The following is a 26,999-nucleotide window of genomic DNA, read 5'->3' on the forward strand; positions in this document are numbered from 1 at the left end:
CAATCACAATATGCGGTGTAGTAAACGCGATTAGAGCCGCGCGGGCGAAGCTGAGACAAGACACCCCTCAACGAGAGAACGGAGTTGACTACTGTCAATGCCTATCTCGAGCTAAGGGCAACGCCGTACCAGCGAGCGCAGCAGGCTATAGCCCTTGCTTCAAGCTAGCTTCGATGAAGGCGTCCAGATCGCCGTCGAGCACCCGGTCGCAATTGCTCGTCTGCACCCCAGTACGCAAGTCCTTGATGCGTTGGTCGTCGAGTACATAGGAGCGGATTTGGCTGCCCCAGCCGATGTCGGCCTTGGCGTCCTCCGCCTCCTGCTTGGCGGCGTTGCGCTTCTGCATCTCGTGCTCCCACAGCTTCGCCTTGAGTTGCTTCATGGCGAAGTCGCGGTTGGCGTGCTGGCTGCGCTGACTCTGGCAGGCCACCACGATGCCGGTGGGCTCGTGGGTGATGCGCACCGCGGAGTCGGTGGTGTTGACGTGCTGGCCGCCGGCGCCACTGGAGCGATAGGTATCGACGCGCAGGTCCGCCGGATTGATCTCTACCTCGAAGTTGTCGTCCACCTCCGGCGACAGGAATACCGAAGCAAAGGAGGTATGGCGGCGACCACCGGAATCGAACGGGCTCTTGCGCACCAGGCGGTGCACGCCGGTTTCGGTGCGCAGCCAACCGAAGGCATGGTCGCCCTGCACATGCACGGTGGCTGATTTGATGCCTGCCACTTCACCGGCCGAAATCTCGACGATCTCCGCCTTGAAACCGTGATGCTCGCACCAGCGCAGGTACATGCGCAGCAGCATGTTGGCCCAGTCCTGGGCCTCGGTGCCGCCGGAGCCGGCCTGGATGTCCAGGTAAGCATTGTTGGCGTCCATCTCGCCGGAGAACATGCGCCGGAACTCGAGCTTCGCCAGGCTCTCCTGCAGCCCGTCGAGCTCCTTCTGGACCTCGGCGACGGTGTCCTCGTCCTCCTCCATCTCGGCCAGCTCCAGCAAGTCGCGACTATCCGCCAGGCCACGGTCGAGTTCGTCGATGGTCTCGACCACCAGTTCGAGGGAGGCGCGTTCCTTGCCGAGCTTCTGGGCATAGTCGGGGTCGTTCCAGACGCCGGGATCTTCCAGCTCGCGGGAGACTTCCTCTAGCCGGTCCTTCTTCTCGGCATAGTCAAAGATACCCCCTCAGGACGTCTGTCCGTTCGGCCAGGTCCTTGATGAGGTTGTGAATGGGGTTGGTTTCCAACATGGGCTCGCTCGCCTGATGGCAGTGGATGTTCGGCGGCCTACGCGGCGCCGAATCGACGGCGCGCCGGACGGCGCGGAAAAGGTCGTTATTGTAGCTAACTTACCGGGAGGACGCATCCGCCAGGGATCACAACGCAAGCGACCCGGCCGAAGCCGGGTCGCGAGCCAGCACCTGCGGAGCTTAGAAGCGATAGGTCAGCTGAGCGCCGAAGCCGTGGGCTTCGTTCTTGTAGTCAGCAGCATAATCCAATTCCATTGGCCCTAAGCTCCTTTCTCTATCAATTGTTGTACTACGCTCGGTCAGATAGGAATAAGCGAAATCCAGCGTAAGGTCTTCAGTCGGGCTCCAACCAGCTCCGATAGAGAAAATCCGACGATCATCGGACGGAATGCGGACACTACGGTACTCATCATTCGTCGGGGTATTGTCAATGGTGACACCGGCACGAAGAGCCAATTGTGTACTAAGCTGATACTCTCCGCCGACGCCGAAGGCCCAAGCGTTAGAATAATCCTGCGTTTCTTCAGTGATGGGATCAGGATTGACACTACCCTCGATTCGTATTTGTTCGAAACGACTCCAACGCGCCCAAGAGGCGCCAAACATAAGTTTCAACCTATCGGTCATTTTTTGGGTCACGGAAAAGTTAACCGTTTCGGGAGTGGTTAACTTGAGAGAAGCATCTTGGTTCGGAATTAATGCTTCAGCTCCGCCTGAAGCACGTGATGCTCCTTCCAACGTATACGAAACTTTCGAACGATAAGTTAAACCCAGCGTGGTTTCAGGGGCAGGTTGATACATGACACCAAAGTTATACCCGTAAGCCTCGTCATCACCCTCTACCCGCACCTCCCCATCTTGCCCACCAGGCCTTCCCAAGAGAGTGCCAGGAATACTGGTCGCCAATTCTCCATCAACACGATTATACGTCACACCCAAGCCGACCGACCATTGATCGTTGAAACGATAAGAAACCGTCGGCTGAGCACTCATGACTCTTACTTCAGTGTAGTTACCGAAGTTTCGTCCTTCGAACGTATTTTCATATTCGGTTTTGGAACCGAAAGGAGCGTAGACGCCGAAGCCAAAGGCCAACCGCTCATTGACCGGATGAGCATAAAAAGCAAAGGGAACCAGAGTCCCCGGAACCATATCGCCGTTATTGGTGCCATCAATCGGACCCAACGGCACCTGCACATCACCGGGTGCCACCGGAAGCCCAGCAGCAGCCCCATCAATAGAGGAATCAGACCGAGCGTTGCGTATTTCACTATTGACGTTCAGATAGGTGCCGCCCGCCGTCACCTGCGCCCGGTCGAGAAACGACATGCCGGCCGGGTTGCCGAAGACAATGGTGGCATCGTTGACGTTGGAACTCCGCCCCGCATGGCCATAACCCTGGCCGCTGACGCTCTGCTCGTTGATCTGGTAGCCGCCGGCGTTGGCCTGGCTGGCAAAAGCGGCAGCGGCAGCCGCCACGGCCCAGGTAAGCTTGTTGAACTTGTTGTGCATGTCTTGAGGTCCTCTTCCAGATGCGAGCTGGCGCTGGTTGTGTGTTGCGCCCTCGCCGGGGCGCTACCCTACGAGACCAGTTTTCGCCAAACATCCGTTCGGATCAAGGCCAAACGTTCGTTTTAATACGATAAAAGCTAATACTTTAGTCCAAGCAAAGCATCAGACTTTGAACTTTTGCCACCCCCTTTGATACAGAACGGCACTTCTCTTCGGACAACCGCTTGACCTTTGGGTAACACACAGGTTTTAGACTCCAGCCATGACTGGGATTCCATGAGGTCGAAGCATGAAGGTCAGCGAACTGGCGCGCCGCGCCGACGTCACCGCCGAAACGGTGCGCCACTATACCCGTGAGGGGCTGCTGCAGCCCCGGCGCGATCCCGACAATGGCTATCAGCTTTACGGTCAGAGCGATCTGGAGCGACTGCGCTTCATCCAGCGCGCCCGCACGTTGGGCTTCAGCGTCGCCGAGATCGGCGACATCCTGGCCCACGCCGACCAGGGCGACTCTCCCTGCCCCATGGTGCGTGATCTGTTGGCCAGCCGACTGCCGCAGATTCGTACTCGTATCCGCGAACTGGAGGCATTGGCGACACGCATGGAACAAGCCTTGGAAACCTGGGCCGGGATGCCCGACGGCATACCCGACGGACATAGCCTGTGCCGGTTGATCGAGAGCTTTCCCGAAGCGTCGCAAGCTCCCGCCTACCGCCATAAAGGCAAGGAGTCACGATGACGATTCATACCCTCGAGCGCCACGTGCCGGGCATGAGCTGCCAGGGCTGTGTCAAACGTATGCGCGAAGCGATTCAGGTCCGTGATCCCGAGGCCGAAGTGATCGGCTTTCCGGCCGACAAGCGCCTGGCCGTTTCTTCCATTCTGGATGAGGCCCAGTTGGATAGTGCGCTGGAACAGGCCGGATACCCGTCCCGGCTTCCTTCCGGTAACGGGATGACCGAAGCAGGATCCGGGATGACGGCATCAGCACCTGCTGCCCAGCCTGCGAGCACGGATGAGCCTCCACGCCAGGAAGGCGGCATCACCTATCGTCTGGCGATCTCTGGCATGACCTGTGCCAGCTGCGTGAAGACTGTGCAACAGGCGCTGGAGCGCACGCCGGGCGTGGCGACGGCCACGGTAAATTTCGGCACGCGCATTGCCCAGGTGCACGGCCATGTAGACGATCAGGCGCTGATGCGAGCGGTGGCAGCCGTGGGTTACGGCGCCGAGCCCATCGTCGACCTGCGCCAGGCCGAAGCGGCCCGTGCCGAGCACGACGCTCGCGAGTATCGCCGCCGCCTGCGCGGCAGCGCCTGGTCGCTGGCACTTGCCGTGCCGTTAATGGCCAGCATGTTCGTCTACCATCCGCATCCAGTCGGCTGGGGACGTTTCTACTGGCTGGTGGTCGGGCTCTTGACGTTGGCCGTACTGGCCGGCCCGGGGCGCCATTTCTTCATCAACGCCTGGAAGAACTTCCGCCACCATCAGGCCAATATGGATACGTTGGTCGCCATGGGCACCGGCACCGCCTGGCTCTACTCCATGGCGGTGGTGGCTTTCGCCCCTTGGTTGCCCCATGCGGCCCAAGACATCTACTTCGAGGCTTCGGCGATGATCGTCGGGCTGATTCTGCTGGGCAACGCCCTGGAGCTGCGTGCCAGGGGCCGTACCAGCGAGGCGCTCAAGCGGCTGCTCGACCTGCAGAGCCGCACGGCTCGAGTCATACGTGGCGGCGACGAACGCGAGCTGCCCATCGACGAAGTGCGCGAAGGCGACCGTATCCGCGTTCGTCCCGGCGAGCGTCTGCCTGTCGATGGCAGGGTGACCGAAGGCAGCAGCCATATTGACGAATCCATGCTGACCGGCGAACCGCTGCCGGTGGCCAAGAGCGAGGGTGACGAGGTCAGCGCCGGCACCGTCAACGGCCGCGGCGGCCTGGTCTACCGCGCCACCCGCGTCGGTGCCGATACTCGCCTGGGCCAGATCACCGAACAGGTGGCATTGGCACAGAATTCACGCCCACCGATCGGCGAATTGGCCGATAAAGTGTCGAGCCTCTTCGTACCCGCGATAATGATCATTGCCGTGCTCACCGCGCTGGCCTGGTTCAACGTTGGCGCCGAACCGCGCCTGGTCCATATGTTCGTCACCGCCACCACGGTGTTGATCATCGCCTGTCCCTGCGCCCTGGGCCTGGCCACGCCCATCTCGACCATGATCGGGGTAGGCAAGGCCGCCGAGCATGGCATTCTGGTCAGGAGCGGCGAGGCGCTGCAGACCGCCAGCCGACTCACCACTCTGGTGGTCGACAAGACCGGTACCCTGACCGAAGGCAAGCCGAGCGTCACCGAGGTGCACTGTCTCGATAAGGATCAGGCAAGGCTGCTGGGAATGGTGGCGGCGCTCGAGCGCGGCTCCGAGCACCCGCTCGCCGCCGCCTTGCTGATACATGCCGAGCGGGCCGGCGCCGAGGCCGTTGAGGTGACGGATTTCGACAGCATCACCGGGGGCGGCGTACAGGCCACGGGGCCGCAAGGCGAGCCACTGCTGCTGGGCAACGCCCGACTGCTACGCGAGGCCGGCGTCGACCTGGCTGCCGGCAGCGGGCTGGCCGACGAGCTGGAAAAGCGGGCTCGTACCGTGGTCTACCTCGCCGTGAACGGCCGGCTCAGCGCGCTGTTCGGAATCAGTGATCCGCTGCGTGCCGATACCCGCGAGGCGGTGAAGCGACTGCAGACCGACGGCCTCAGGGTGGTAATGCTCACCGGGGACAACGAGCACACCGCGGCGGCCATTGCCCGAGAGGTCGGCATCGACGATTTCCGCGCGGGGCTTTTACCCGAGGACAAGCACACCGAGATCGAGCGCCTGCAGCAGGCCGGTGAAGTGGTCGGCATGGTCGGCGATGGCATCAATGACGCTCCCGCTCTGGCTCGTGCCGATGTCGGCTTTGCCATTGGCCAGGGCACCGACGTGGCCATCGAGAGCGCCGGTATCACGCTGATGCGCAGCTCACTACACGGTATTGCCGATGCCATCGAGATCAGCCGTCTGACGCTGCGCAACATCAAGCAGAACCTGGTCGGCGCCTTCGGCTACAACGTGCTGTGCATTCCCATCGCCGCCGGCGTTCTCTACCCGATCACCGGCATGCTGCTGTCGCCGATGATCGCCGGCGCCGCCATGTCGCTGTCGTCGATCACGGTGGTCAGCAACGCCAACCGACTACGCCTGCTCAGGATCCGTGGCGACACCTCCTCGGGACACCAGGCGGCAGCGACCGAATCGAGAGAGGCGCTGTCATGAACGGGATCGTCAATCTTGCTGGACTGGCCTTGATCGTCGCCATCATCTGGTGGTTTTGGTGGCGCCGCTAAGACGGGCTTAGACAGAAAAGGCAACTGCTAAGCTAAGGAAAATGGCTGAAGGGAGGAGACGCCATGCCCAAGCTCAACGGCGTACTGGAGACTGCACTCTACGTCGACGACATGGATCGGGCGCGAGTCTTCTTTGAAGGCGTGATGGGTCTCGAGCCCTTCAATGCCGATCATCGCTTCACCGCCTACGATGCCGGTGCCGGCTCGGTGCTGCTGCTGTTCCTGCAGGGCGAGACGTTGGAGACCGTGGTGCTACCCAAGAGGATGGGTACCATTCCGCCCCATGACGGCAAGGGGCGAGTGCACCTCGCCTTCGCCATCTCAACTCAGGAATTGCCCGCCTGGGAGCGTCAGCTCGACGATCACGGCGTGGTCATCGAGGGCCGCACCCACTGGCCCCGCGGCGGCGAGAGCCTTTACTTCCGCGACCCCGACGGGCATCTGATCGAGCTGGCGACGCCGGGTGTATGGCCCAACTACTGACGGCGCCCTGCCCGTGCCGCCGAAAAGTCGGCGAGCGAAGCGCAGCCACTTTTCAACTCACGCCCATATAGCGGCCTGGCTTGTGATTAAGCGCAATAATCAGATTCAATGCCACCGCCCCCAGTACCGAGAGCCCCACCCGCTCCGGCGGCAACACGAGAAAGGCGGCGAGCATGATCAACCCATCGATGCCGAGCTGCACGTAGCCGGCGCGCAGGCCGTAGCGACCCTGCAAGTAGAGCGCCAGGATGTTGATGCCACCGAGGCTAGTGCGATGGCGAAACAGCACCAGCATGCCGATGCCGATCAGGCTACCGCCCATCAACGAGGCGTAGAGCGGATTGAGGCTGTCGAAGGCGACCCACTTGCCGGTCAGCTCGGAGAATAGCGACACCAGGGCGATGGCAACGAAGGTGCGCAGAGTGAACGACCACCCCATGCGCTTCACCGCCAGGTAATAGAACGGCATGTTGATCAGGAAGAACCACGCGCCGAAGCGCCAGCCGGTGGCGTACTGCAGCAGGAAAGCCATGCCGGCGGTACTGCCGGTGAGCAGCAGCGCCTGGGTATAGAAGGCCACACCGAGCGCGACGAACAGCGTGCCCACCAGCATGGCCATCACATCCTCGTGGGGGCGATGGGGGTCGGTGGGAAGATCTTGCGGGTCCATTCGAGTTTCCTTGGGATGGCGGACGGCAAGCCCGAACGAGCCGGATTCTAGCGGGAAGGGTTTGCCAAATCATTGACCTCGCTCAGCGGCCCGCGAACCCCGTCATCAGCGACCCAGCGGCTCGGCGTATTCCACCATCAGTTGCAGCGACTCCTCCCCCCGCCAGCGGTTGCGGTTGAGTCGGTAGGCACAGCGCAGCGTGTCTCCCATGCCGAAGACCGGCAGCTCGCCTGGCGTCAAGGCACGAAACCAGATCGCCTTGAGGCTTGCTGCCCCGGTGGAGAGCACCATCGACAGGTGGGTTCCGTCCGCTCCCACGGAGCGCAGCGACTCCACCAGGAATTCGCCTTCGAACAACGGCGCGTCGAATTCGCGCCCGTAGGGGCCGAGCGCCTCCAGCTCGCTTAGCGTTGCCAACTGAAACTGTCCTGGAGCCAGGGCCCCGTCGGTCAACACACGGGGATACAGTTCGGCAGCTCCCAATTGTTCCGTCACTGCCTGCAGGAGAGCGGCACGGAAAACCTCCAGCCACGCCACCGGCACGCCGACACCGGCCGCCCCGCGGTGGCCACCGAAGCGCGGCAACGCCTCGGGTGCCAGCTCATGGGCGCGTTGCAGGGCATCGCGCAGATGCAGGGCTTCGATAGAGCGCCCCGAGCCGGTGAGCATGCCAGGCGCCGCGGCCGGTGTCAGCACCAGCGCCGGGCGGCCGAAGGCCTGCACCAGGCGCGAGGCGACGATGCCCTGCACGCCGGGGTGACCGCCTTCGAGAAAGACCACCAGCACCGGTCGATCGGCCTCGAGCTGCGGCATGGCCAGGGCGCGCGCCTCTTCGATCATCTCCGCCTCGATCGCCTTGCGTGACTGGTTGTCGTCATCCAGCGTCTGCAGGTGGCGCGTCGCCGTGGCGTCGTCCTCGGCCAGCATGAAGTGCAGCGCCGCATAAGGGTCGTCGAGGCGTGAACGAGCGTTGATCCGCGGCCCCATCTGGAAGGCCAGCGTTTCGGCGGAAAACGGTATGCTGCCTTCCCCCAGGCGTGCCGCCATGGCCCGCCAGCAGGCGGCCTCCATGCGATTGATCAGCGTCAGGCCGTGTCTGACCACGGCACGGTTGGCTGGGCTCGCGCCGAGCGATACACAGTCGGCCACGGTGCCAAGGGCTACATAAGAGAGCCAGGAGGAGAGTTTGGGCGTGGCGGCGGGTATCACGCCCCACTCGACCAACACGCTGCGCGTGAGCGACATCACCAACCACGCCACCATGCAGCCGGCAATGGTGCCATCGGGGTACTGACAATCGTCTCGGGTCGGATTCACCACGGCATGCGCCGAAACCGGCGGCCCCTCTACCGGCAGGGCGTGGTGGTCGCTCACCACCACATCGATGCCCGCCGCCTTGAGCCGAGCGATGCGCGGCTCGTCGGAACTGCCGCAGTCGGCGGTGATCACCAGGCTCGGCCGTGGCGAGAGACCGAGCGTGCGCTCCACTAGCGGCAGGCTGATGCCGTAGCCGTCATGGATGCGATGGCCGATCAGGCTATGCAGGCGCGGTTCCGGCACGCCGAAGAGTTCCACCAGGGTGCGCCGGATTACCACGTGGGAGGTGATGCCGTCGACGTCGTAGTCGGTGAGAATGCCGATGTGCTCGCCCTCCGCTACCGCTCGCGCGATGCGCTCGGCGGCGCGGCGGCCATCGGCGAGGTGCTCGGGATGTTCGAGGTAGCGCAGGCCGGGCTGGGTCAGCGGGGCCAGCTCGCCCTCATAATCGGCCAGGCGGCCGGCGAGCACACGGGCCTGCAGCTCGCTCAACCCTTCGGCGCGAGCTCGCGCATAGAGCGCCTCGTTACGCGGGCGCGGCAGTAGCCTTGGCTTGAGTCGGGCGTGCAGGTCTGGCGGCGCGGTCACGTCCAAGCGTGGCTCCTGTTGCATGACGGGTTTTGCGGCCGGCTCATGGGCATCGCGGTGCGGTCTCTCGGGCTGTCCCCGATGCGAGGGGCGCAGGGCCTATCTTCGCCGACACTGACCACCGCTCGGGCTAGCCGGCGACAGGACTACGAGGAGGCGCTGTAAACCCATCCCTGGGCGCTACTTTTGCCATCCATGGCAAAAGACCTCCTCTTCGACCTGTCCCCTATGCCCTCGCTACCTTGGCGAGGTGCCTTGCTGACCCTATCGCCGGTTCTCGGCCACGAACGCCTGCACCTTCGCCAGCTCCGCCGGCAGCACGGTGTAACGCTCCTCGCGCTCCAGCAGGTCATCCATGTGCGGCGGCAGCGGCACGCCGGGGAAGCCGGACTTGACCACCGCCTCGGCAAACTTCGCCGGGTGGGCCGTGGCCAGGGTGATCATCGGCGTCTCGGCATCGGCCCGGACACGCTCGGCGGCACGATAGCCGGTGGCGGTGTGCGGGTCGAGCAGCTCCTTGGTGCGGTGGTGCGCCTCACGGATCACCTCGAGGATGGTGGCGTCGTCGACGCTGTGGCTGGCGAACAATGCACGCAGCCGTTCCAGCGGCGCCTCGGCCAGCGCCGTGGGTTCCCGCTGGAAGCGCTCGAGCAGCGCTGCCACGGCTTCGCCGTCACGCTCGTAGGCCTCGAACAGTAGCCGCTCGAAGTTGGACGACACCACGATGTCCATGGAGGGCGCCAGGGTCGCCTTGAGTTCCTGCTTGGAGAAGTCGTTGGCGGCGATGGTGCGGTGCAGGATGTCGTTGGCGTTGGTGGCGATGATGAACTGCCTGACCGGCAGCCCCATGCGATAGGCCATGTAGCCGGCAAAGACATTGCCGAAGTTGGCCGAGGGCACGCAGAAGCTGACCTGACGGTGAGGCGCGCCCAGCGCCACGCCGGCGGCCACGTAGTAGACGATCTGGGCCATGATGCGCGCCCAGTTGATCGAATTCACCGCCACCAGGCGCGTGCCGTTCAGAAAGCTCTGGTCGGCGAAGCTCGCCTTGACCATCGCCTGGGCGTCGTCGAAGTTGCCCTCGATGGCGATGTTGAACACGTTGTCGGCCAGCACCGAGGTCATCTGCCGACGCTGTACCTCGGACACCCGGTTGTGCGGGTGCAGGATGAAGATGTCGAGGTTGTCGCAGTGACGGCAGCCCTCGATCGCCGCCGAACCGGTGTCGCCCGAGGTGGCGCCCATGATGACCGCGCGCTCGCCGCGCTTGGCCAGGAAGTGGTCGAGGATACGGCCAAGCAATTGCAAGGCGATATCCTTGAAGGCCAGCGTGGGGCCGTGGAACAGCTCGAGCAGGAAATGGTTGGCGTCGAGCTGGTTGAGCGGCACCACGGCATCATGGCTGAAGGTGGCGTAGGCGTCGCGCACGATGCCACGAAACGTCTCGTCGTCGATCTCGCCGTTGACGAACGGCTTCATCACGCGAAAGGCAATCTCGGCATAGGAGAGCCCGGCCATCGCCTCGAGCTCTTCGCGCGCGAGCTGCGGAATCGCTTCCGGTACATAGAGCCCGCCATCGCTGGCCATGCCGGTCAGCACGACCTCTTCGAAGGAGAGCGAGGGCGCCTGCCCGCGGGTACTGATGTAGCGCATAGATTCACTCCGTAAGCATCGAGTCACCGGCTAAGGGTTACGAGCCAGTTTCGCTCGAAGCCCTTAGCTCCAGGCTCGATGCCGATGTCATTCCTGCTCGTCCAGGGACTCCACGCGGATCCGCGTGACCGGCCCGGCGATGTCGGCCATCGATTCGATATGCCGGATCGCCTCGTTCATCTGCTTCTCGCGGCAGCTATGGGTCAGCAGGATGATCGGCACCAGCTCACCCTCGGTGGCCTCCTTCTGCACCAGCGCCTCGATGGAGATGCCTTGCTCGGAGAGAATCGTTGCCACCCGTGCGAGTACACCGGGGCGATCCACCGCCAGCAGGCGCAAATAGTAAGCGGTAACGATGTCCTCCATGGGCAGGATCGGCGGATTGCCTTCATCCTCGCCGATGCCGCTGAAGGCCAGGTAGGGCACTCGGTAATGGTGATCGGTGGCGATATCGCGGGCCACGTCGAGCAGATCCGCCACTACCGCCGAGGCGGTGGGCTCGGAGCCGGCGCCGGCGCCGTAGTAGAGGGTTGGCCCCACGGCGTCGCCCATGATGGCAATGGCATTCTTGACCCCGTTCACATTGGCCAGCAGCCGTTCCTTGGGAATCAAGGTCGGATGCACGCGCAGCTCCAGTCCCTGTTCGGTTCGCTTGGAAATGCCCAGGTGCTTGATGACGTAGCCCAGGTTGTCGGCCTGCTGCACGTCGTCGAAGGTGACCCGCGAAATGCCTTCGGTATAGGCTTTCTCGAACTGAAGCGGCACGCCATAGGCGATCGAGGCCAGGATGGTCAGCTTGTGGGCGGCATCGATGCCTTCGACGTCGAAGGTGGGGTCGGCCTCGGCGTAGCCCAGCGCCTGGGCCTCGGCGAGTACGTCCTCGAAGGCGCGACCCTCGCTGCGCATGTGGGTCAGGATGTAGTTGCCGGTTCCGTTGATGATGCCAGCCACCCATTCGATGCGATTGGCGCCGAGCCCCTCACGCAGCGACTTGATCACCGGGATGCCACCGGCCACGGCGGCCTCGAAGGCCACGATCACGCCCTGCTCGTGGGCCGCCTGGAAGATCTCGTTACCGTGCACCGCGATCAACGCCTTGTTGGCGGTGACCACGTGCTTGCCGTTGGCGATGGCGGTGAGCACGAGCTCGCGCGGCACGTCATAGCCCCCCAGCACCTCGACCAGCACATCGACGTCGGGGTTACGGGCCACCTCGAACACGTCGTTGGTGGTCTTGATGCCGGTGAGGTCACACTCCGGGTTGGTGCTGCGCAGTGCCACCTGCTCGATGACGATCGGGCGGCCTGCCCGCCGCGCGATTTCGTCGGCGTTGCGCGTCAGCACGTTGAAGGTGCCGCCTCCGACGGTACCTAAACCACAGATTCCCACTCTCACCGGTTTCAATGTCCTGCTCCCCAGGTTGTGTCAATGTCCAGCGTTCTTCGGTTCGGCCGCTCGTCGTCGACCCTTCGTCATTCGCTCGCCAGCCCGAGCATGCCGGCCAGGCGTTCGGCGGGCACGTAGCCGGGCACCAGGCGACCATCGGGCAGCACGATGGCCGGCGTTCCCTGCACGCCCAGCATCATGCCCAGATGATACTGTTCCTCGACCGGATTGTCGCAGTCGGCGCTGCCCGAAAACGTCTCCTCGCGCTTGGCCGCGTCCATCGCATCGCTAGGGCTGTCGGCGCACCATACCTGCTCGAGCAGTCGCGCTCCCTGGGAGTCCAAACCCGCCCGCGGGAACGCGAGGTAGTGCACTTCGATGCCCATCTCGTTGAGACTCGGCACTTCTTCATGAAACTGACGGCAATAGGGACATGTGGTGTCAGTGAAGACCACGATCTCGGCCTGGCTCTCGCCGGTTCCGCGAAAGACCACCCGCTCGCTCTCGGGAACCTCGACCAGGCGCTCCATGCGCTCGGTATTGCGCGACTGCTCGGTCAGGTTGGTCAAGCCCTGTTCGTCGTTACGATAGAGGTCGCCGACCAGGAAATGCTTGCCTTCGGCATCGCTGTAGAAGGACTCACCGGTCTCCAGGTGCACCTGAAAGAAGCCCTCGAGTGACGTCTCGCGAACGCTTTTCACCGGCATCGGCTGGCCGCCGACCTGGAGACGCTCGGCCAACCGGGCGGCCTCGTCGGCCAGGGCGGTGGCGGGCAGAAGAGCAACCGCAAGCGGCACGGTCAGGGCGAGCACGGAAACGGCAAATCGGTGGGTCAACGCGATCATGAATCAGCCTCGAGGATGATGGTCGGCGTGCAGGGCTTCGAGTCGCGCCTGCGCGACATGGGTATAGATCTGTGTGGTCGACAGGTCGCTGTGACCGAGCAACAGCTGTACGACACGTAGATTGGCGCCATGATTCAACAGATGCGTGGCGAAAGCATGCCGCAGGGTATGCGGCGACAAGGGCCGTGTGATTCCCGCCGTACGGGCATGGGCCTTGATCCGGTGCCAGAACGTCTGTCGTGTCATGCCATTGTCGCCACGCCCCGGAAACAGCGCCGGGCGCGACACGTCGTTCATCAGCGCACCTCGCGAAGTGCGCAGATAACGCGACAACCAGTGTACGGCCTCTTCCCCCAGCGGGACCAGCCGATCCTTGTCGCCTTTGCCACGTACCCGCACCACGCCCTGGCGCAGGTTGACCGAATCCGTCGTCAGCCCCACCAGCTCCGAGACCCGCAGGCCGCAGCCATAGAGCACCTCGAGCATGGCTCGGTCGCGCAAGCCGAGGTCGGTGGTTACGTCGGGAGCGGCCAGCAGGCGCTCTACCTCGTCTTCCTCGAGGGTGTCCGGCAGGTTGGGGCGAACCCGCGGAAGACGCACCTCCACCAGCGGATCATGCGCGATGCGCCCCTCGGCCAGCGCCCAGCGGTAAAAGCCGCGCAGGCTCGACAGCAGCCTGGCGTTGCTGCGCAGCCGATAGCCGGTATTGCGTCGCTCCTCGATCCAAGCGGACAGAAGCGCCGCATCTGGGGCCAATAGCTCGCCCCCCCCCTCGGCCAGTCGAGCGGCCCATGCCTCCAGGTCGCGACGGTAGGCCGTGAGCGTGTGCTCGCTTGCCCCGCGCTCGAGCCACAAGGCATCGAGGAACGCTTCGATCAGGGCCAGGGAGTGGATATCGTGTGTCATGTCACCGCCCGATACGACGAAGCCCCGCCCCGCGTGAGCGGTGGCGGGGCTTCGCATGGCGCATGGCGCCGTCAGCCAACCCGGATCAGGAGAGCTTTTCCTTGATGCGAGCCGACTTGCCGCTACGCTCGCGGAGGTAGTACAGCTTGGCCTGGCGCACGTCGCCGCGACGCTTGACCTCAATGGAGTCGACCAGCGGGCTGTAGGTCTGGAAGGTACGCTCAACGCCGACACCGTGAGAGATCTTGCGTACGGTGAAAGCGGAGTTCAAACCGCGGTTACGCTTGCCGATCACCACACCTTCGAAGGCCTGAAGACGCTCGCGGTTACCTTCCTTGACCTTGACCTGCACGACGATGGTGTCCCCCGGCGCGAATTCCGGCACCTGCTTGCTCATCTGCTCGGCCTCAAGCGCCTGGATCACCTTGTTCTTGCTGCTCATGACATAACTCCTCGATAGTCGGCGCCGCCGCTATTCCACGTCCAAGGGCGGCGCGTGATCCCGGCGCTCGAGTCTGACTCGAGAGCGCGGGAGATGATGGGTGACGCAGGTCCACGGCTCACCGGGAATCCGTGTCCTGCACCTCCGCCCCGCGGGCGTATTCTTCGATGAACTCCTCGAGCAGCTCGCGCTGCTCGACACTCAACGCCCTGCCCTCGAGCAGGTCGGGACGCCTCAACCAAGTCCGCCCCAGCGACTGCTTGAGCCGCCAGCGCCGGATCTCGCCGTGATGGCCGCTGAGCAGCACATCCGGTACCCGCCGCCCGTCGATCTCCTCGGGGCGCGTATAGTGCGGGCAATCCAGCAACCCCTCGTTGAAGGAGTCCTCTACAGCGGAATCCTGATGGCCCAGCACGCCGGGCACCAGTCTCGCCGCCGCATCGATCAGCACCATGGCCGGCAGCTCACCGCCGCTGAGCACATAGTCGCCGATCGACCACTCTTCATCGATGTCGCTCTCCACCACGCGTTCATCGATACCTTCGTAGCGCCCGGCCACCACGACCAGCGGCGGGCCGGAAGCCAATTCATGCACACCCTGTTGATCGAGCCGTCGCCCCTGAGGCGAGAGGTAGACCACCCGGGGTCGTACACCGGTAATCGCCTCGGCACGCGCGCGGGCATCATGAATGGCCGCGCGCAGGGTGTCGACCTTCATCAGCATGCCGGGACCGCCTCCGTAGGGACGGTCATCCACCGTGCGATGCCGGTCGCGAGCATAATCGCGCGGGTTCCAGAACTCCAGCGCGATACGCCCCTGGCTCACCGCTCGTCCCGTGACGCCGTGCTGTGCGACAGCCTCGAACATCTCGGGAAACAGCGAAACGACGCCAATCCACATGCCTTGCGACTCGCTCGGAGATCCGCTCGCCTCGACGTTCAAAACGCCGGATCCCAGTCGACGGTCATGGTGCCAGACGCCAAATCCACCTCGACGATCACCTCGTCGGGCAGGAACGGCAGCAGACGCTCACGATCGTCGATGGCCGGCGGCTCGCCTTGCGGGTCACCCCGCACCACCAGTACGTCGTTAGCACCGGTTTCGAACAGATAACCGACCCGCCCCAGCACGACACCGTCACGGGTCACAACCGTCAACCCTTCCAGCTGGTGCCAGTAGAACTCGTCATCGGCGAGCTCGGGCAATTCCGCCTTGGGTAGCAGAATCTCCGCCCCCGCGATGCGCTCGGCAGCCTCGCGCGAGTCGATCCCCTCCAGCAAGGCCACCAGCCCCTTGCCGTGATGCCGCCCTTGGAGCAGGCGGTGGCGCTTCAGAGCGTTATCTTGCCTCAGCACCCATTCGGAGTACTCGAGGATGCTATCCATCGGGCTGGTATGAGAGTAGACCTTGAGCCACCCCTTGACGCCGTAGGGGCTGGTCAGCTTGCCCAGCACCACGTGGTCGTCGCGTTCGCTGCGTGAGGCCTGCTCGTTCATGACGTCACCGGGCCGCGGGCTCAGGCCTGCTTACGAGCTTCCTTGACCAGCTCGGCCACACGATCGGACATCTGGGCGCCCTGGTCCTGCCAGTGGGCGATGCGATCCAGATCGACGCGCAGACGCTCTTCCTGACCGCGAGCGATCGGGTTGAAGAAGCCGAGGCGCTCGATGAAGCGGCCATCGCGCGAGTTGCGTGAATCGGTCACGGTCAGGTGGTAGAAGGGACGCTTCTTGGCGCCACCACGTGCCAGACGAATGGTAACCATGGCGTTAACTGTCCTTCGGTTGAGGTTACGTTTACTACCGATATGCGCCGAGCCGGCTGATGGCCGGAGTCGGCATTTGCCAGGAAAACGGGTCCACGAGACCCGCCTTCGCGTCATTCGGTCACTTTCCTTTATAGGCGTGCAGCCGGGCAGAGCCACGGTCCTGCCATGAAGACGCAGCATTCTACGGAAATCAGCCCCGCTTTGAAACCCTTTTCTCGAGCTTCGGCAGCGCAGCCATTCGATGGCTTATCGCCAGGGAAAACCGCCGGGGCCGCCCATTCCCCCCATTCCACCCGGGCCGCCCGGGCCGCCACCCATCATGCCGGACATACCGCGCATCATCTTCTGCATGCCGCCCTTCTTGCCCGCCTTCTTCATCATCTTCTGCATCTGCTTGTGCTGCTTGAGCAAGCGATTGAGATCCGGTACCTGAAGACCGGCACCGGCAGCGATGCGGCGCTTGCGCGATCCGTTGATGATTTCGGGCTTGCGACGTTCCTGAGGCGTCATCGAATTGATCAAGGCCTCAAGCTTGCCCAGCTCCTTCTCCGGGCCCGGCCCCTGGGCCAGTTCGGCCATCTGGCCCATGCCCGGCAGCTTGCCGAGCAGGCCGCCCATGCCGCCCATCTTCTTGAGCTGCTGGAGCTGATCGCGGAAATCCTCGAGGTCGAAGCCCTCGCCCTTTTTGACCTTCTTGGCCAGCTGCTCCGCCTTCTTCTTGTCGACGGTGCGCTCGGCCTCTTCGATCAGCGACAGCACGTCGCCCATGCCGAGGATTCGCGAAGCCACCCGATCCGGATGGAAAGGTTCCAGGGCATCGACCTTCTCGCCGACCCCCATGAACTTGATCGGCTTACCGGTGATGTGACGCACCGACAACGCAGCACCGCCGCGGGCGTCGCCGTCGGCCTTGGTCAGGATCACGCCGGTCAACGGTAGCGCCTCGTGGAATGCCTTGGCCGTGTTGGCGGCGTCCTGGCCGGTCATGGCGTCGACCACGAACAGGGTTTCCTGCGGCTGGCAGGCGCGGTGCAGCTCGGCGATTTCCTCCATCATGGCATCGTCGATGGCCAGGCGGCCGGCGGTATCGACGATCACCACGTCGTGAAACTGGATCCTGGCGTGCTTGATCGCCGCCTCGGCGATGGCCACCGGCATCTGGTCGGAGCGAGACGGAAAGAAGTCCACTCCCACCTCGCCGGCCAGGGTCTCGAGCTGGTCGATGGCCGCCGGGCGATAGACGTCGGCGGAAACCACCAGGACCTTCTTCTTTTCGCGCTCGCGCAGGTAGCGCGCCAGCTTTGCCACGGAGGTCGTCTTACCGGCCCCCTGCAGGCCCGCCATCAATACCACGGCGGGCGCTCCCTTGAGCGAGAGCCCCTCGTTGGCCTCGCCCATGATCGCCTCGAGCTCCTGCTGGACGATCTTGACGAACTGCTGGCCTGGTGACAGGCTCTTCGACACCTCCTGACCGACAGCGCGCTCGCGCACTCGTTCGATGAAGGCTTTGACCACCGGCAGGGCCACATCGGCCTCGAGCAGCGCACGACGCACCTCTCGCAGGGTGTCCTTGATGTTGTCCTCGGTCAGACGGGCCTGACCCTTGATGGACTTGAGCGTCTCGGACAGCCGCTCACTGAGATTCTGGAACATAAGCCACTCCGGCATTGAGCTGACAGGCGATCGGCACGCTTGGCGGCCGCTTTCCCTGCTCGCCTAGGTCTAACAGCTCGGTTTGAAGCATTTGGCGCGAATTATACGCCTTGTGGCGGCCAGTCTCCATGCATGCCGCCGCTTACCGGCTGTGCGGCGCAGCGAGGATTGGGTATAGTGGCAGCGGCAGACTTCTTCAACCCAGAGATGCATAGACGCTGGCAACGGCGTACGGACGGCAACCGATGCAGGCGCTTCCTCTGGCCATCATGGCCTTCCTCCTCTATCTGGGCGCTGCCTCCTGGCAGGGGCTCACGCTGCTGAGGCGCGTTCCACAGCGTCCGGCGCTGGTGCGCGCTCTGGGCGTGCTGGGCCTGCTGTTTCACCTTCCCGCAGCGCTACAACTGATCGACCAGAGCCCTGGCCAGATGCCCGGCCTGTCGACGAGCGCCGCGGTGCTGACCGCCATCATGATCGTGCTGCTGCTGGGCGTAAGCCTGGCCAAGCCGGTACTCAACGTGGCGGTGGCGCTATTTCCGATCTCCGGCCTGGCCCTGCTGCTGGCAGTGGGCCTGCCGAGTCCGGAGCGCACCGGCGGCATGACGCCGGGCATTGCCCTGCACGCGATGAGTTCGGCACTCGCATTCGGCGTGCTGTTCATCGCCGCGTGCCAGGCAGGGCTCCTTGGATTGCAGAACCAGGCCCTACGCCACCATCACACCCGCGGCATGGTTCAGGTGTTGCCCCCACTGACCACCATGGAGCGAGTGCTGTTCGAGCTGATCTGGGCCGGCATGGTACTGCTCACCCTGTCGATCATCAGTGGCTTTCTGTTTCTCGATAACATGTTTGCCCAGCACTTGGCGCACAAGACCTTCCTGTCGTTGGCCGCCTGGCTCATCTTTGCCATCCTGCTGGTCAGCCATCACGTGCTCGGCTGGCGCGGCATGCGCGCCGTGCGCTGGACGTTGGGCGGCTGCGCCGTGCTGCTGCTGGCCTATTTCGGCAGCAAGTTCGTGCTTGAGGTCGTTCTCAACCACGCCTGAGCCGGAAGTCGCCTTGACACTGTAAGGCCGAATCCCTACAAACGGGGCTGACACGCCAGCGAGGATCCATCGACTTGAGCGACGACTTCCCTTTGGGATTGCTGTTCGGCCTGCTTTTCCTACTCGTCTGTCTTTCCGCTTTCTTCTCGAGCTCAGAGACCGGCATGATGTCGATCAACCGCTATCGGCTGAATCACGAAGCCAACAGCGGTGACCGCCGGGCTCGTCGAGTCCTGCGCCTGCTGGCGCGCCCCGATCGATTGATCGGGGTGATCCTGATCGGCAACAATTTCGTCAACAACCTGGCCGCATCCATCGCCACCATCATCGCCATTCACTTCTTTGGCGAAGTGACCGGCCCGGCGGTGGCTACCACATTGCTGACCATCACCATCCTTATCTTTGCCGAGGTCACGCCCAAGACTTATGCCGCGATAAAGCCGGAGCGCATTGCCTATCCCACTTCGCGCGCTCTGGAACCGCTGCTCAAGCTTCTCTACCCGTTGGTATGGCTCGTCAATGTGATTTCCAATGGCCTGCTGCGGTTGCTCGGCGTGAAGGAGATCGAGGGAGGCGCCGATAGCCTGACCCGCGACGAGCTGCGTACCATCGTGCATGAAGCCGGCACGCTGATTCCTCACCGTCACCAGGCGATGCTGCTGTCGATCCTCGATCTGGAGAACGTCACGGTCAACGACATCATGGTGCCGCGCCACGAGGTGGTGGGGATCGATCTCGACGACGAGCTGGAGGCCATCCTGACGCAGATTCGCACCAGCCAACACACGCGCCTGCCGGTCTTCAAGGGCGACATCAACAACATCATCGGCATGCTGCATCTACGCAACGCGGCTCGCTTCCTGTCTCGCAGCGAAGTGACCAAGGCCGCAATCGTGCAGGAGGCCCGGGAGCCTTACTTCATTCCCGAATCGACGCCGCTACACACCCAGCTACTCAACTTCCAGAAACAGAAACGGCGGATTGGCATCGTGGTCGACGAGTACGGCGACGTGGAGGGCCTGGTCACCCTGGAGGACATCTTGGAGGAGATCGTCGGCGAGTTCACCACCGACGTCGCCGGCCAGGACCAGGACATCCATCGCCTGGATGATGGCAGTCATGTGATCGACGGCACGGCCAATATTCGCGACATCAACCGCTCGCTGGGCTGGCAGTTGCCCACGGATGGCCCCAAGACTCTCAACGGTCTCATTCTCGAACACCTCGAAGCCTTTCCCGAAGGGCCGACCTGCCTGCAGATCGGCGCGGTGCGTATGGAAATTCTCGAAGTGCGCGACAACCTGATCACCTCGGCCCGCTGCTGGCCGGCCACGCGGACCGGACGCCAGCGTCAGTCGTGATCGCGCCGGGGAGAGGCGGCCTCGAGCGGACATGCCCAGCGATCGGCTTCGGCCTTGAGTGCGCGCACCTTCGCCTCCATCCGATCCCGCCGAGCCAGACGCGGCGGGATCGGCTCACCGAAGCAAAGCGCCACCCGGGCACGAAAACGGCGCGGTCGCTTGGTTAACGCTCGCCCGTCACGATGGGAGGTCCAGGACCCCCACAGTCCCGCCAGTCCCGCAGGGATCACCGGCACGGGGTCCCGCGCCAGAATCGTTTCCAGGCCGCGACGAAACGTCTGGACGTCACCGTCCGGCGTCAGCCGCCCCTCAGGAAACAGCATGACCACTTCGCCGCCGCGAAGCGCCCGGCTGACTTCCTGCAACGCCCGTCGCACGCTGCCGGGGTCGCGCCGGTCGGATTCCACCGGTATCGCACCCACCAGGCGAAACAGCCAGTTGAGCCAGGGCGACTCGTAGATCGGTCGATCCATCAGAAAGCGCAGCGGGCGCGGGCTGGCTCCACCGATGACCAGCGCATCCATGAAGCTGACGTGATTGCAAACCACCAATGCCGGCCCCCTGACCGGAATGTGGTGCCGCCCACGCAGCCGCAGCCGATAGCAGCAGTGCACCAGCAGGAAAATCAGTCGTCGGATGAATGGCCTCGGCGCACGCGCCACGCGCCACGCAATCAGCACACAGAGAATGCTGCACAGCCCGAGCAGGGCAAACTTCACGCGATATCGGGCCTTTGCCGGAGGCCGGAGAGAATGGTGGAAAGCAACTGGTCGAGCAGCTCCGGCACCTCGAGTTGCTGACCCTGCCAATAGCCCAGTCGCTCATTGAGCCCTAGCTGCACCAGGCCGTGCACGCTGCCCCACAACGTACGCCCAAGCCGCCGTGCCTCGAGATCGCCGAGCGCCGGCTGGTACTCCTTGAGGCTGGACTCGACTCGCAGGAACAAACCTTCGATCATGTCCGACTGCCGCTGGTCGAGTTCGCCTTCCTGGGCCAGCGGGTAGTCGAACAGCAGCTGCCAGCGATACGGCTCGCGCTGAGCGAACTGCCAGTAAGCCAGCGCCAGGGCGCGCATCTGCTGTTCCGGCGCGCTGCCCTGGGTCAACGGCTCTATGACCATGCGCAGTCGAGCCAGGGTCTCGATATTCACGTGCTGTAGCAGGTTACCGAAGCTGCCATAGAGCTTGAGCAGTGTACTCGGAGCGCAGCCCACCTCGCGCGCCAAGGCACGCAGCGAGAGCGCATGCACGGGATTACCCTGCAGCCAGTCATCGCATGCGGCCATGACTTGGGCATGGAGCGCTTCGGGCGCATGCTGTCGGGGACGAGCCATCGGGTTCCTCGCAGAACGTTGAGCGTCACGGGCGTTTGACAACCGGTTATTTAGCATAGCTTAGATCGAACACTGTTTTCGACCTTACCACGACAAGCCTTTTCAGTCCCATTCGACTTGGCTACCCTGTCGCCATCCCGACATCCGGAGGCCCCATGGCCGGTCGCCTGTATATTCCGCCACTCGATACGGCTCGACTGCTGCCGGACCTGCGCCAAGAGGCTCCCCTGCTGACCGCCCCCAACCTGGCCCCTAGACGGACGCTCTCGCATATCCGCCTGACGGAAGGCAGGGCCTGCTTGAGCCGCGCCTTCTGGGGGCTGACGCCGGCCTGGCTCAGCGTGCTGGATCACGCTCCTCATTGCGCCCGGGCAGAGTCGCTGGAAACACGCGCCATGTTCCGCGATGCCTTCGCCGCCCGGCGCAGCCTGGTACCGGTGGGCGGCGTCTACGTATGGCGGATCCAGCCACGCTTCAAGCAGCCTTTCCTGATCACCCGCGTCGATCGCGGCCCAATGCTGCTTGCCGGCCTGTGGTGTCGCTATCATACGAGCCTGACCGAACATGCCGACTCCATGGCGCTGATCACCGTGGCCACCCGGGAACCGCTAGCCTCGCTCAGCGATCGATTGCCCGCGTTGATTGCCGCCGAGGATGCCATGCGCTGGCTCGATCCCCGGACCTCGATGGAAGCTGCCCAGCGCCTGCTGCACCCCGCTCCGCGGGAACTGTTGGGTGCTTTCCCGGTATCTAGAAAGGTGAACGATCCCGCCAATCAGGATCCCGCCTGTGCGCACCCGACAGGGCCCATGTTGCGCTGGAACGAACAGGAGAAATGATGCCGCTTCCCACCCTCACCCTGCCACGTCCCGACCGTCGCCATGCGCCGACCTGGCTTGCCCTCGTGCTGCTGGTCGGCCTATTGATCGGCCCTGCCGATATGAGCCAAGCCACTCCCGTGGTATCGCCCGAGGAGACGGTCGACGAGGTCGTTCATCCCCGAGTCAGCCCTCACGACAACCGCGACTATCGCGTACTGATCCTCGAAAACGGCCTCACCGCGCTCTTGGTCAGCGACCCCGAAGCCGACCAGGCGGCTGCCTCCATGAACGTCGGCGTGGGCAGTGCCCAGGATCCCCGCGACCTGCCGGGCCTGGCGCACTTTCTGGAGCACATGCTGTTTCTCGGCACCGAGCCTTATCCCGAGGCGGATGCCTACCAGAGTTACTTGCGTCGACACGGCGGCAGTCACAACGCCTTCACGGCGCCCCAGGACACCAACTACTTCTTCGACATCGAGCCCGAGGCATTGCCCGGCGCCCTGGATCGCTTTAGCCAATTCTTCCTCACGCCGCTGTTCAATCACGAACGGCTAGAGAGCGAACGCAACATCGTGCATTCCGAGTACATGGCCCGGATCCGCGACGATGCTCGGCGTGAGATCGACGTGCTCAACCAACTGCTCAACCCGGACAATCCGCTCACCAAGTTCTCGGTGGGCAGCCGCGAAACCCTCGACCCCACCGGCGGCGAGGCCTCGCTGCGAGAGCGGGTGATCGATTTCTACGAGCGCTACTACGATGCCAATGTCATGCATCTGGCGCTGGTCGCGCCGCAGCCACTCGACGAGCTCGAAGCGATGGTCACCGAGCGCTTTGCCGGCATCGCCGACCGCGGGCTGGAGCGTCCCACGATCGAGGAGCCGTTGGTTCACGAAGCGGATTTGCCCCGCTATGTCGAGGTGCAATCGACACGCGACAGCCGCCATGTCCGCTTCATGTTCCCCGTACCCGACCCTATCCAGCATTACCGGCACAAGCCGGCCGACTACCTGGCTCATCTGCTCGGGCACGAGGGCGAAGGGAGCCTGCTCGCGGTGCTGCGCGAAGCCGGGCTGGCCGACGGCCTTTCGGCCGGCATGGATCGCGGCGATGGACGGCATGCCCTGTTTACCGTCCGCGTTAGCCTCACACCGGCCGGCGCCGAGCGTATCGACGAGATCCAGGCCACCCTGTTCGCTGCCGTCGACCAGATTCGCGAAGCGGGCTTGGAAGCTTGGCGCTACGATGAGCAGGCCCGCCTGGCCGAGCAGGAGTTTCGCTTCCAGCAGCACGGCTCCTCGCTGCAGAGCGCCATGCGCCTGGCCATGAATCTGGCACGCTTCCCCGTGGAAGACGTACAGTACGCTGCCTACCGCATGGATGGGTTCGACCGGGAGCTGATCGAGGGCTACTTGGATGCGCTACGCCCCGAGATGCTGCTGCGCGTCTACAGCGGCCCCGAGGTCGAGGGCGAATACACCTCGCCTTGGTTCAACGCTCCCTGGCGCGAGGCCGAGCCGAGGATCGCCGATGTCCTGCCGCTCGCAGGGCTCGCCTTGCCTCAGCCCAACCCCTTCATTGCCGCAGACCTGACGCTGCTCGACGTGCAGGACGAGCGGCCTGAACAACGGGTCGAGGAACCGGGGTTCACGCTTTGGCATATGGCCGAGTCGCGCTTCAATACGCCCAAGGTGGAGTGGCGCTTCAGCCTGCAGCATCCCGATGCCAGCCGCGATCCGCACCACGCGGCACTCTCGCAGCTCCTGGCCGGCTGGCTCGATGACAGCCTCAACGAGGAATTCTATACGGCGCGGCTGGCCGGACACGACATAGACGCCTATGCCCACGCCCGGGGCATCACGCTGGCGTTCTCGGGCTGGCGCGACCGCCAGGACCGCGTCATGACCCGCACCTTCGAGCAGCTCATGGAGGGCGATATCGGCGAGGGCAGTTTCGAGCGTGCGCGCTATCGCCTGCAGCGCGAGTGGCGCAATGCCCCCCAGGCCCCCCTGTATCGTCAGGGCCACCGCACCCTGGCCGAAGCGCTGCTGCGCCCCCAATGGCCCACCCAGAGCCTGCTGGAAGCCAGCCGCGAGCTGACAGTCGACGATCTGCGCGCTTTTCGTGACGCCTTTCTCGGCGAGCTGCGTCTGGAGACGCTGGTGATCGGCAACCTCGACGCCGAACTGGCCGAACGCGAAGGCCGCCAGGTCGCCGAGCGTCTCCAGCCCGCGCTGCCGGAAGAGGCGATCCCCGACCTGGTTCCGCTGCGCATCGCCAAGGCCCTGCCTACGCTGCATCCCGTCACGACCCGCGAGGAGTCTCTAGTGCTGCGCTACCTCCAAGGCAAGGACCGTTCGCTGGCAACCCAGGCCCGTCTCGCCGTGCTCGGCCAGTTGATCGATACTCCCTTCTATCAACGCCTGCGCACCGAACAGCAACTAGGTTACGTGGTCAGTGCCGGTTACTCACCCCTGCTCGATGCGCCGGGCCTGAGCTTGCTGGTCCAGTCACCGGATGTCGAGAGCGAGGAGATACGAACCCATATCGACACCTTCCTCGATGATTTCGGGCGTCGTATCGCGGCGCTGGACGACGACGAGCTGGCGCCCTATCGCCAGGCGGTGCATGATGGTCTTCTCGAGCGAGATACCAGCCTCTCGGGACTGACCAATCGGTTATGGCGCGCCCTGTCCTTCGGCGACACCGATTTCGATCGTCGCGAGCGCTTGGCCGAACGCGTCCTGGCGGTTACGGCCGACGACCTGCGACGTACCTGGCCTGAATTGCGCGAAATGGAGAATACCGCGACCATCGCCTACGACCCGGGCGACGAGCCCAGCGACGTAGCGGCCCTGACCCGGCAGCTGGAACCGCTACCCGAAGCCGATGATTGATTTCCTGTAACGGGCTTGAAACCTCGGCACATGGCCTTTGGCCTAGGTGCCGAGATTGGACTTCCGGCGCTTCTTGTATACCAGGAAACGTACTTGACGCCGCGAGTCAAAAGCGGGGGCTCTGCACCGAAGCACGACAGGCAAGGAGCCCTGGCTTAGCCGAAGGCCTGGGCCGGCATCATCGCCTCCACGTGCATCACCAATTCTTCGAGGATCTGTCGGTCGCGATCGCTCAGCGCCATCTGGTTGAGCCGCTCGATCTCACGGGCGAAATCCCTGAGCGTAAAGCCGGCCACGGCAGCATCGTTCAGTCGCTCCCAACGATAGGCCTCCCAGCGAGCCTGTTCCTCGCTGGTGAGGGTATCGGGAAAGCTGCGCGCCCGGTAGCGGAACAGCATCTCCTCCAGGCGAGGATCCTGGAAGGCGAAACGTGCCTCCACCAGGTCCCAGGGGGCGGTCTCGCGCACCCGCTGCATCTGTTGGCGGTCGTCGGGTGAGAAGAAGCCACCACCGTAGAGCATTAGGTCGGGATCCCGAGGTCCCTCGGGAGGCGGTTGGGAAAAGACCTCGCTGGCCTTGCGCACCGCCTCGGGGCTCGTTGACAGCCGTTTCCAATGCGCTCGGCAGGCGGCCAGATCCAGCCCAAGACGCTCGACGATCTCGCCGTATTCTCCCCGACGCGGCCCTTCCACATCCTTGAGTGCGGCAACGGGCAGGATCACCGGGCTGCGATTGAGGTGGATCACCTTCAGCGGAATACGCGCCTCACCCTCGGCCAGGTCGTCGCTGCTGACGAAGACGCGCTGCCGGATTTGCTCGGCATCCAATGCGAGCAACGGTTCCGGATCCACCGACAGGTCGTAGACGATCACCCCGTTGGGATTGGTAGGATGCACGGCCAGCGGCATCACCAGCGCGCTGCAACCGCGGCTGGCGGGGTAACGACGCGATACGTGCAATACCGGCTTGCGCCCATCCAAGTCGAGCCGACGTGCTACCTCCCGCTTGCTGCGAAGCGCAAACAGGTGATCGAAAAGACGGGGATTGCGCTGCCGCAGCCGCCGCGCCAGGGCGATGGTGGCACGCACGTCGGCCACCGCATCGTGCGCCCCCTCATGGGCGATGCCGTTGGCGGCGGTAAGGTGCTCGAGGCGGAAGCTGGGCGAGCCGTCCTCGCGACGCGGCCACTCGATACCGGCCGGCCTGAGGGCGTGGAATGCACGCACCGCATCGATCAGATCCCAACGCGAGTTGCCGTTCTGCCATTCGCGGGAATAGGGGTCGAGCAGGTTGCGGTAGAACAGGCAGCGGCTGACCTCGTCGTCGAAGCGCAGCGTGTTGTAGCCCAGCGCACAGGTGCCGGGCTCGCTCATCAGAGCGTGTATGCGACCGGCGAACTCGGCCTCGGGCAATCCGAGGCGGCGCGCCTGCTGCGGCGTTATGCCGGTGATCAGACAGGCCTGGGGGTGCGGCAGGTAGTCGTCGGCCGGCTTGCAGAACAGCTCGACTGGCTCGCCGATTTCATTGAACTCGACGTCGGTGCGAATCGCGGCGAACTGCGAGGGACGATCGCGACGAGGATCGGCGCCGAAGGTTTCGTAATCGTGCCACAGGAACGTCATCGGGGCGGCATCGGGCTTTGCCATGGGCGCGGTGTCTCCTGACTCTGCGTCGCTGAATGGCACAGCCTAGC

23 protein-coding genes are annotated in these 26,999 nt (G+C 64.0%); 7 read left to right on the top strand and 16 right to left on the bottom strand.

From position 1 onward, the window contains the following. Positions 1-145: 145 nt before the first annotated feature. Positions 146-1,244 (bottom strand): peptide chain release factor 2 gene (gene prfB, locus F0A17_RS12905; RefSeq protein ID WP_149328735.1). Its coding sequence is split into 2 segments (ribosomal slippage): positions 146-1,168 and positions 1,170-1,244, totalling 1,098 coding nucleotides; the frame shifts between segments, so codons are not numbered across the junction. A 180-nt stretch (positions 1,245-1,424) separates the two neighbouring features. Beyond that, on the bottom strand, positions 1,425-2,756 hold the full coding sequence (locus F0A17_RS12910) for an OmpP1/FadL family transporter (protein WP_149328736.1): 1,332 nt from the start codon (positions 2,754-2,756) through the stop codon (positions 1,425-1,427). Positions 2,757-3,045: 289 nt separating this feature from the next. Here F0A17_RS12910 and F0A17_RS12915 point away from each other — a divergent pair, with 289 nt between their 5' ends. The 3 genes from F0A17_RS12915 (at position 3,046) to F0A17_RS12925 (ending at position 6,619) form a co-directional block, all read left to right on the top strand. Further along, the gene (locus tag F0A17_RS12915) at positions 3,046-3,495 is read left to right on the top strand and encodes a MerR family transcriptional regulator (protein WP_149328737.1); all 450 of its coding nucleotides are present in this window, start codon (positions 3,046-3,048) and stop codon (positions 3,493-3,495) included. After that, complete coding sequence (locus tag F0A17_RS12920) at positions 3,492-6,065, top strand: heavy metal translocating P-type ATPase (RefSeq protein ID WP_149328738.1); 2,574 nt, start codon at positions 3,492-3,494, stop codon at positions 6,063-6,065. Before F0A17_RS12915 ends, F0A17_RS12920 begins: the two co-directional genes overlap by 4 nt. A gap of 134 nt (positions 6,066-6,199) precedes the next feature. After that, positions 6,200-6,619, top strand: coding sequence for a VOC family protein (locus F0A17_RS12925; RefSeq protein WP_149328739.1), 420 nt, complete (start codon positions 6,200-6,202; stop codon positions 6,617-6,619). A 52-nt stretch (positions 6,620-6,671) separates the two neighbouring features. Here F0A17_RS12925 and F0A17_RS12930 read toward each other — a convergent pair whose 3' ends face one another. The 11 genes from F0A17_RS12930 to ffh form a co-directional block, all read right to left on the bottom strand. After that, positions 6,672-7,289, bottom strand: coding sequence for a YitT family protein (locus F0A17_RS12930; protein WP_149328740.1), 618 nt, complete (start codon positions 7,287-7,289; stop codon positions 6,672-6,674). 105 nt (positions 7,290-7,394) lie between these two features. Further along, complete coding sequence (locus F0A17_RS12935) at positions 7,395-9,194, bottom strand: single-stranded-DNA-specific exonuclease RecJ (protein ID WP_422670887.1); 1,800 nt, start codon at positions 9,192-9,194, stop codon at positions 7,395-7,397. A 264-nt stretch (positions 9,195-9,458) separates the two neighbouring features. Continuing rightward, on the bottom strand, positions 9,459-10,847 hold the full coding sequence (gene thrC / locus F0A17_RS12940) for a threonine synthase (protein ID WP_149328742.1): 1,389 nt from the start codon (positions 10,845-10,847) through the stop codon (positions 9,459-9,461). An 87-nt stretch (positions 10,848-10,934) separates the two neighbouring features. Continuing rightward, on the bottom strand, positions 10,935-12,251 hold the full coding sequence (locus F0A17_RS12945; RefSeq protein WP_149328743.1) for a homoserine dehydrogenase: 1,317 nt from the start codon (positions 12,249-12,251) through the stop codon (positions 10,935-10,937). 68 nt (positions 12,252-12,319) lie between these two features. After that, a complete protein-coding gene (locus tag F0A17_RS12950; RefSeq protein ID WP_149328744.1) occupies positions 12,320-13,078 on the bottom strand; it encodes a DsbC family protein in 759 nt (252 codons plus the stop codon). Positions 13,079-13,081: 3 nt separating this feature from the next. Further along, a complete protein-coding gene (xerD, locus tag F0A17_RS12955; RefSeq protein WP_187774692.1) occupies positions 13,082-13,984 on the bottom strand; it encodes a site-specific tyrosine recombinase XerD in 903 nt (300 codons plus the stop codon). An 85-nt stretch (positions 13,985-14,069) separates the two neighbouring features. After that, positions 14,070-14,426 carry a 50S ribosomal protein L19 gene (gene rplS / locus F0A17_RS12960; protein WP_149328745.1) on the bottom strand — a complete coding sequence of 119 codons (357 nt, stop codon included), beginning with the start codon at positions 14,424-14,426 and terminating at the stop codon, positions 14,070-14,072. 118 nt (positions 14,427-14,544) lie between these two features. Further along, positions 14,545-15,327, bottom strand: a complete 783-nt coding sequence (gene trmD / locus F0A17_RS12965) for a tRNA (guanosine(37)-N1)-methyltransferase TrmD (protein WP_149328746.1) — start codon at positions 15,325-15,327, stop codon at positions 14,545-14,547. A gap of 38 nt (positions 15,328-15,365) precedes the next feature. After that, the gene (rimM, locus tag F0A17_RS12970; RefSeq protein ID WP_149328747.1) at positions 15,366-15,923 is read right to left on the bottom strand and encodes a ribosome maturation factor RimM; all 558 of its coding nucleotides are present in this window, start codon (positions 15,921-15,923) and stop codon (positions 15,366-15,368) included. A 20-nt stretch (positions 15,924-15,943) separates the two neighbouring features. Beyond that, entirely contained in the window at positions 15,944-16,192 is a 249-nt protein-coding gene (gene rpsP / locus F0A17_RS12975) for a 30S ribosomal protein S16 (protein WP_104204845.1), read from the bottom strand. A gap of 249 nt (positions 16,193-16,441) precedes the next feature. Then, positions 16,442-17,848, bottom strand: a complete 1,407-nt coding sequence (gene ffh, locus F0A17_RS12980; RefSeq protein WP_149328748.1) for a signal recognition particle protein — start codon at positions 17,846-17,848, stop codon at positions 16,442-16,444. 245 nt (positions 17,849-18,093) lie between these two features. Between ffh and F0A17_RS12985 the strand changes: the two genes are divergently transcribed. Both F0A17_RS12985 and F0A17_RS12990 read left to right on the top strand, forming a co-directional pair. Further along, on the top strand, positions 18,094-18,894 hold the full coding sequence (locus F0A17_RS12985) for a cytochrome C assembly family protein (RefSeq protein ID WP_149328749.1): 801 nt from the start codon (positions 18,094-18,096) through the stop codon (positions 18,892-18,894). A gap of 74 nt (positions 18,895-18,968) precedes the next feature. Further along, positions 18,969-20,255 (top strand): HlyC/CorC family transporter, encoded by a 1,287-nt coding sequence (locus F0A17_RS12990; protein WP_149328750.1) that lies wholly within the window; start codon positions 18,969-18,971, stop codon positions 20,253-20,255. Here the strand turns inward: F0A17_RS12990 and F0A17_RS12995 are convergent. Together F0A17_RS12995 and F0A17_RS13000 are read right to left on the bottom strand one after the other, a co-directional pair. Then, positions 20,246-20,917, bottom strand: coding sequence for a 1-acyl-sn-glycerol-3-phosphate acyltransferase (locus F0A17_RS12995; RefSeq protein ID WP_422670889.1), 672 nt, complete (start codon positions 20,915-20,917; stop codon positions 20,246-20,248). The genes F0A17_RS12990 and F0A17_RS12995 overlap by 10 nt on opposite strands. Positions 20,918-20,970: 53 nt before the next feature. Beyond that, positions 20,971-21,588 (bottom strand): TetR/AcrR family transcriptional regulator, encoded by a 618-nt coding sequence (locus F0A17_RS13000; RefSeq protein ID WP_149328751.1) that lies wholly within the window; start codon positions 21,586-21,588, stop codon positions 20,971-20,973. Between the two features lie 155 nt (positions 21,589-21,743). Here F0A17_RS13000 and F0A17_RS13005 point away from each other — a divergent pair, with 155 nt between their 5' ends. Continuing rightward, positions 21,744-22,427 (top strand): SOS response-associated peptidase, encoded by a 684-nt coding sequence (locus F0A17_RS13005; protein ID WP_149328752.1) that lies wholly within the window; start codon positions 21,744-21,746, stop codon positions 22,425-22,427. Continuing rightward, positions 22,424-25,306, top strand: a complete 2,883-nt coding sequence (locus F0A17_RS13010; protein WP_149328753.1) for an insulinase family protein — start codon at positions 22,424-22,426, stop codon at positions 25,304-25,306. The genes F0A17_RS13005 and F0A17_RS13010 overlap by 4 nt, the downstream gene beginning before the upstream one ends. 155 nt (positions 25,307-25,461) lie before the next feature. Here F0A17_RS13010 and sbcB read toward each other — a convergent pair whose 3' ends face one another. Beyond that, a complete protein-coding gene (gene sbcB, locus F0A17_RS13015) occupies positions 25,462-26,952 on the bottom strand; it encodes an exodeoxyribonuclease I (RefSeq protein WP_149328754.1) in 1,491 nt (496 codons plus the stop codon). Between the last annotated feature and the right edge of the window lie 47 nt (positions 26,953-26,999).

This window comes from Billgrantia pellis (genome assembly GCF_008297955.1).
In the GTDB taxonomy this organism is placed as follows: domain Bacteria; phylum Pseudomonadota; class Gammaproteobacteria; order Pseudomonadales; family Halomonadaceae; genus Halomonas; species Halomonas pellis.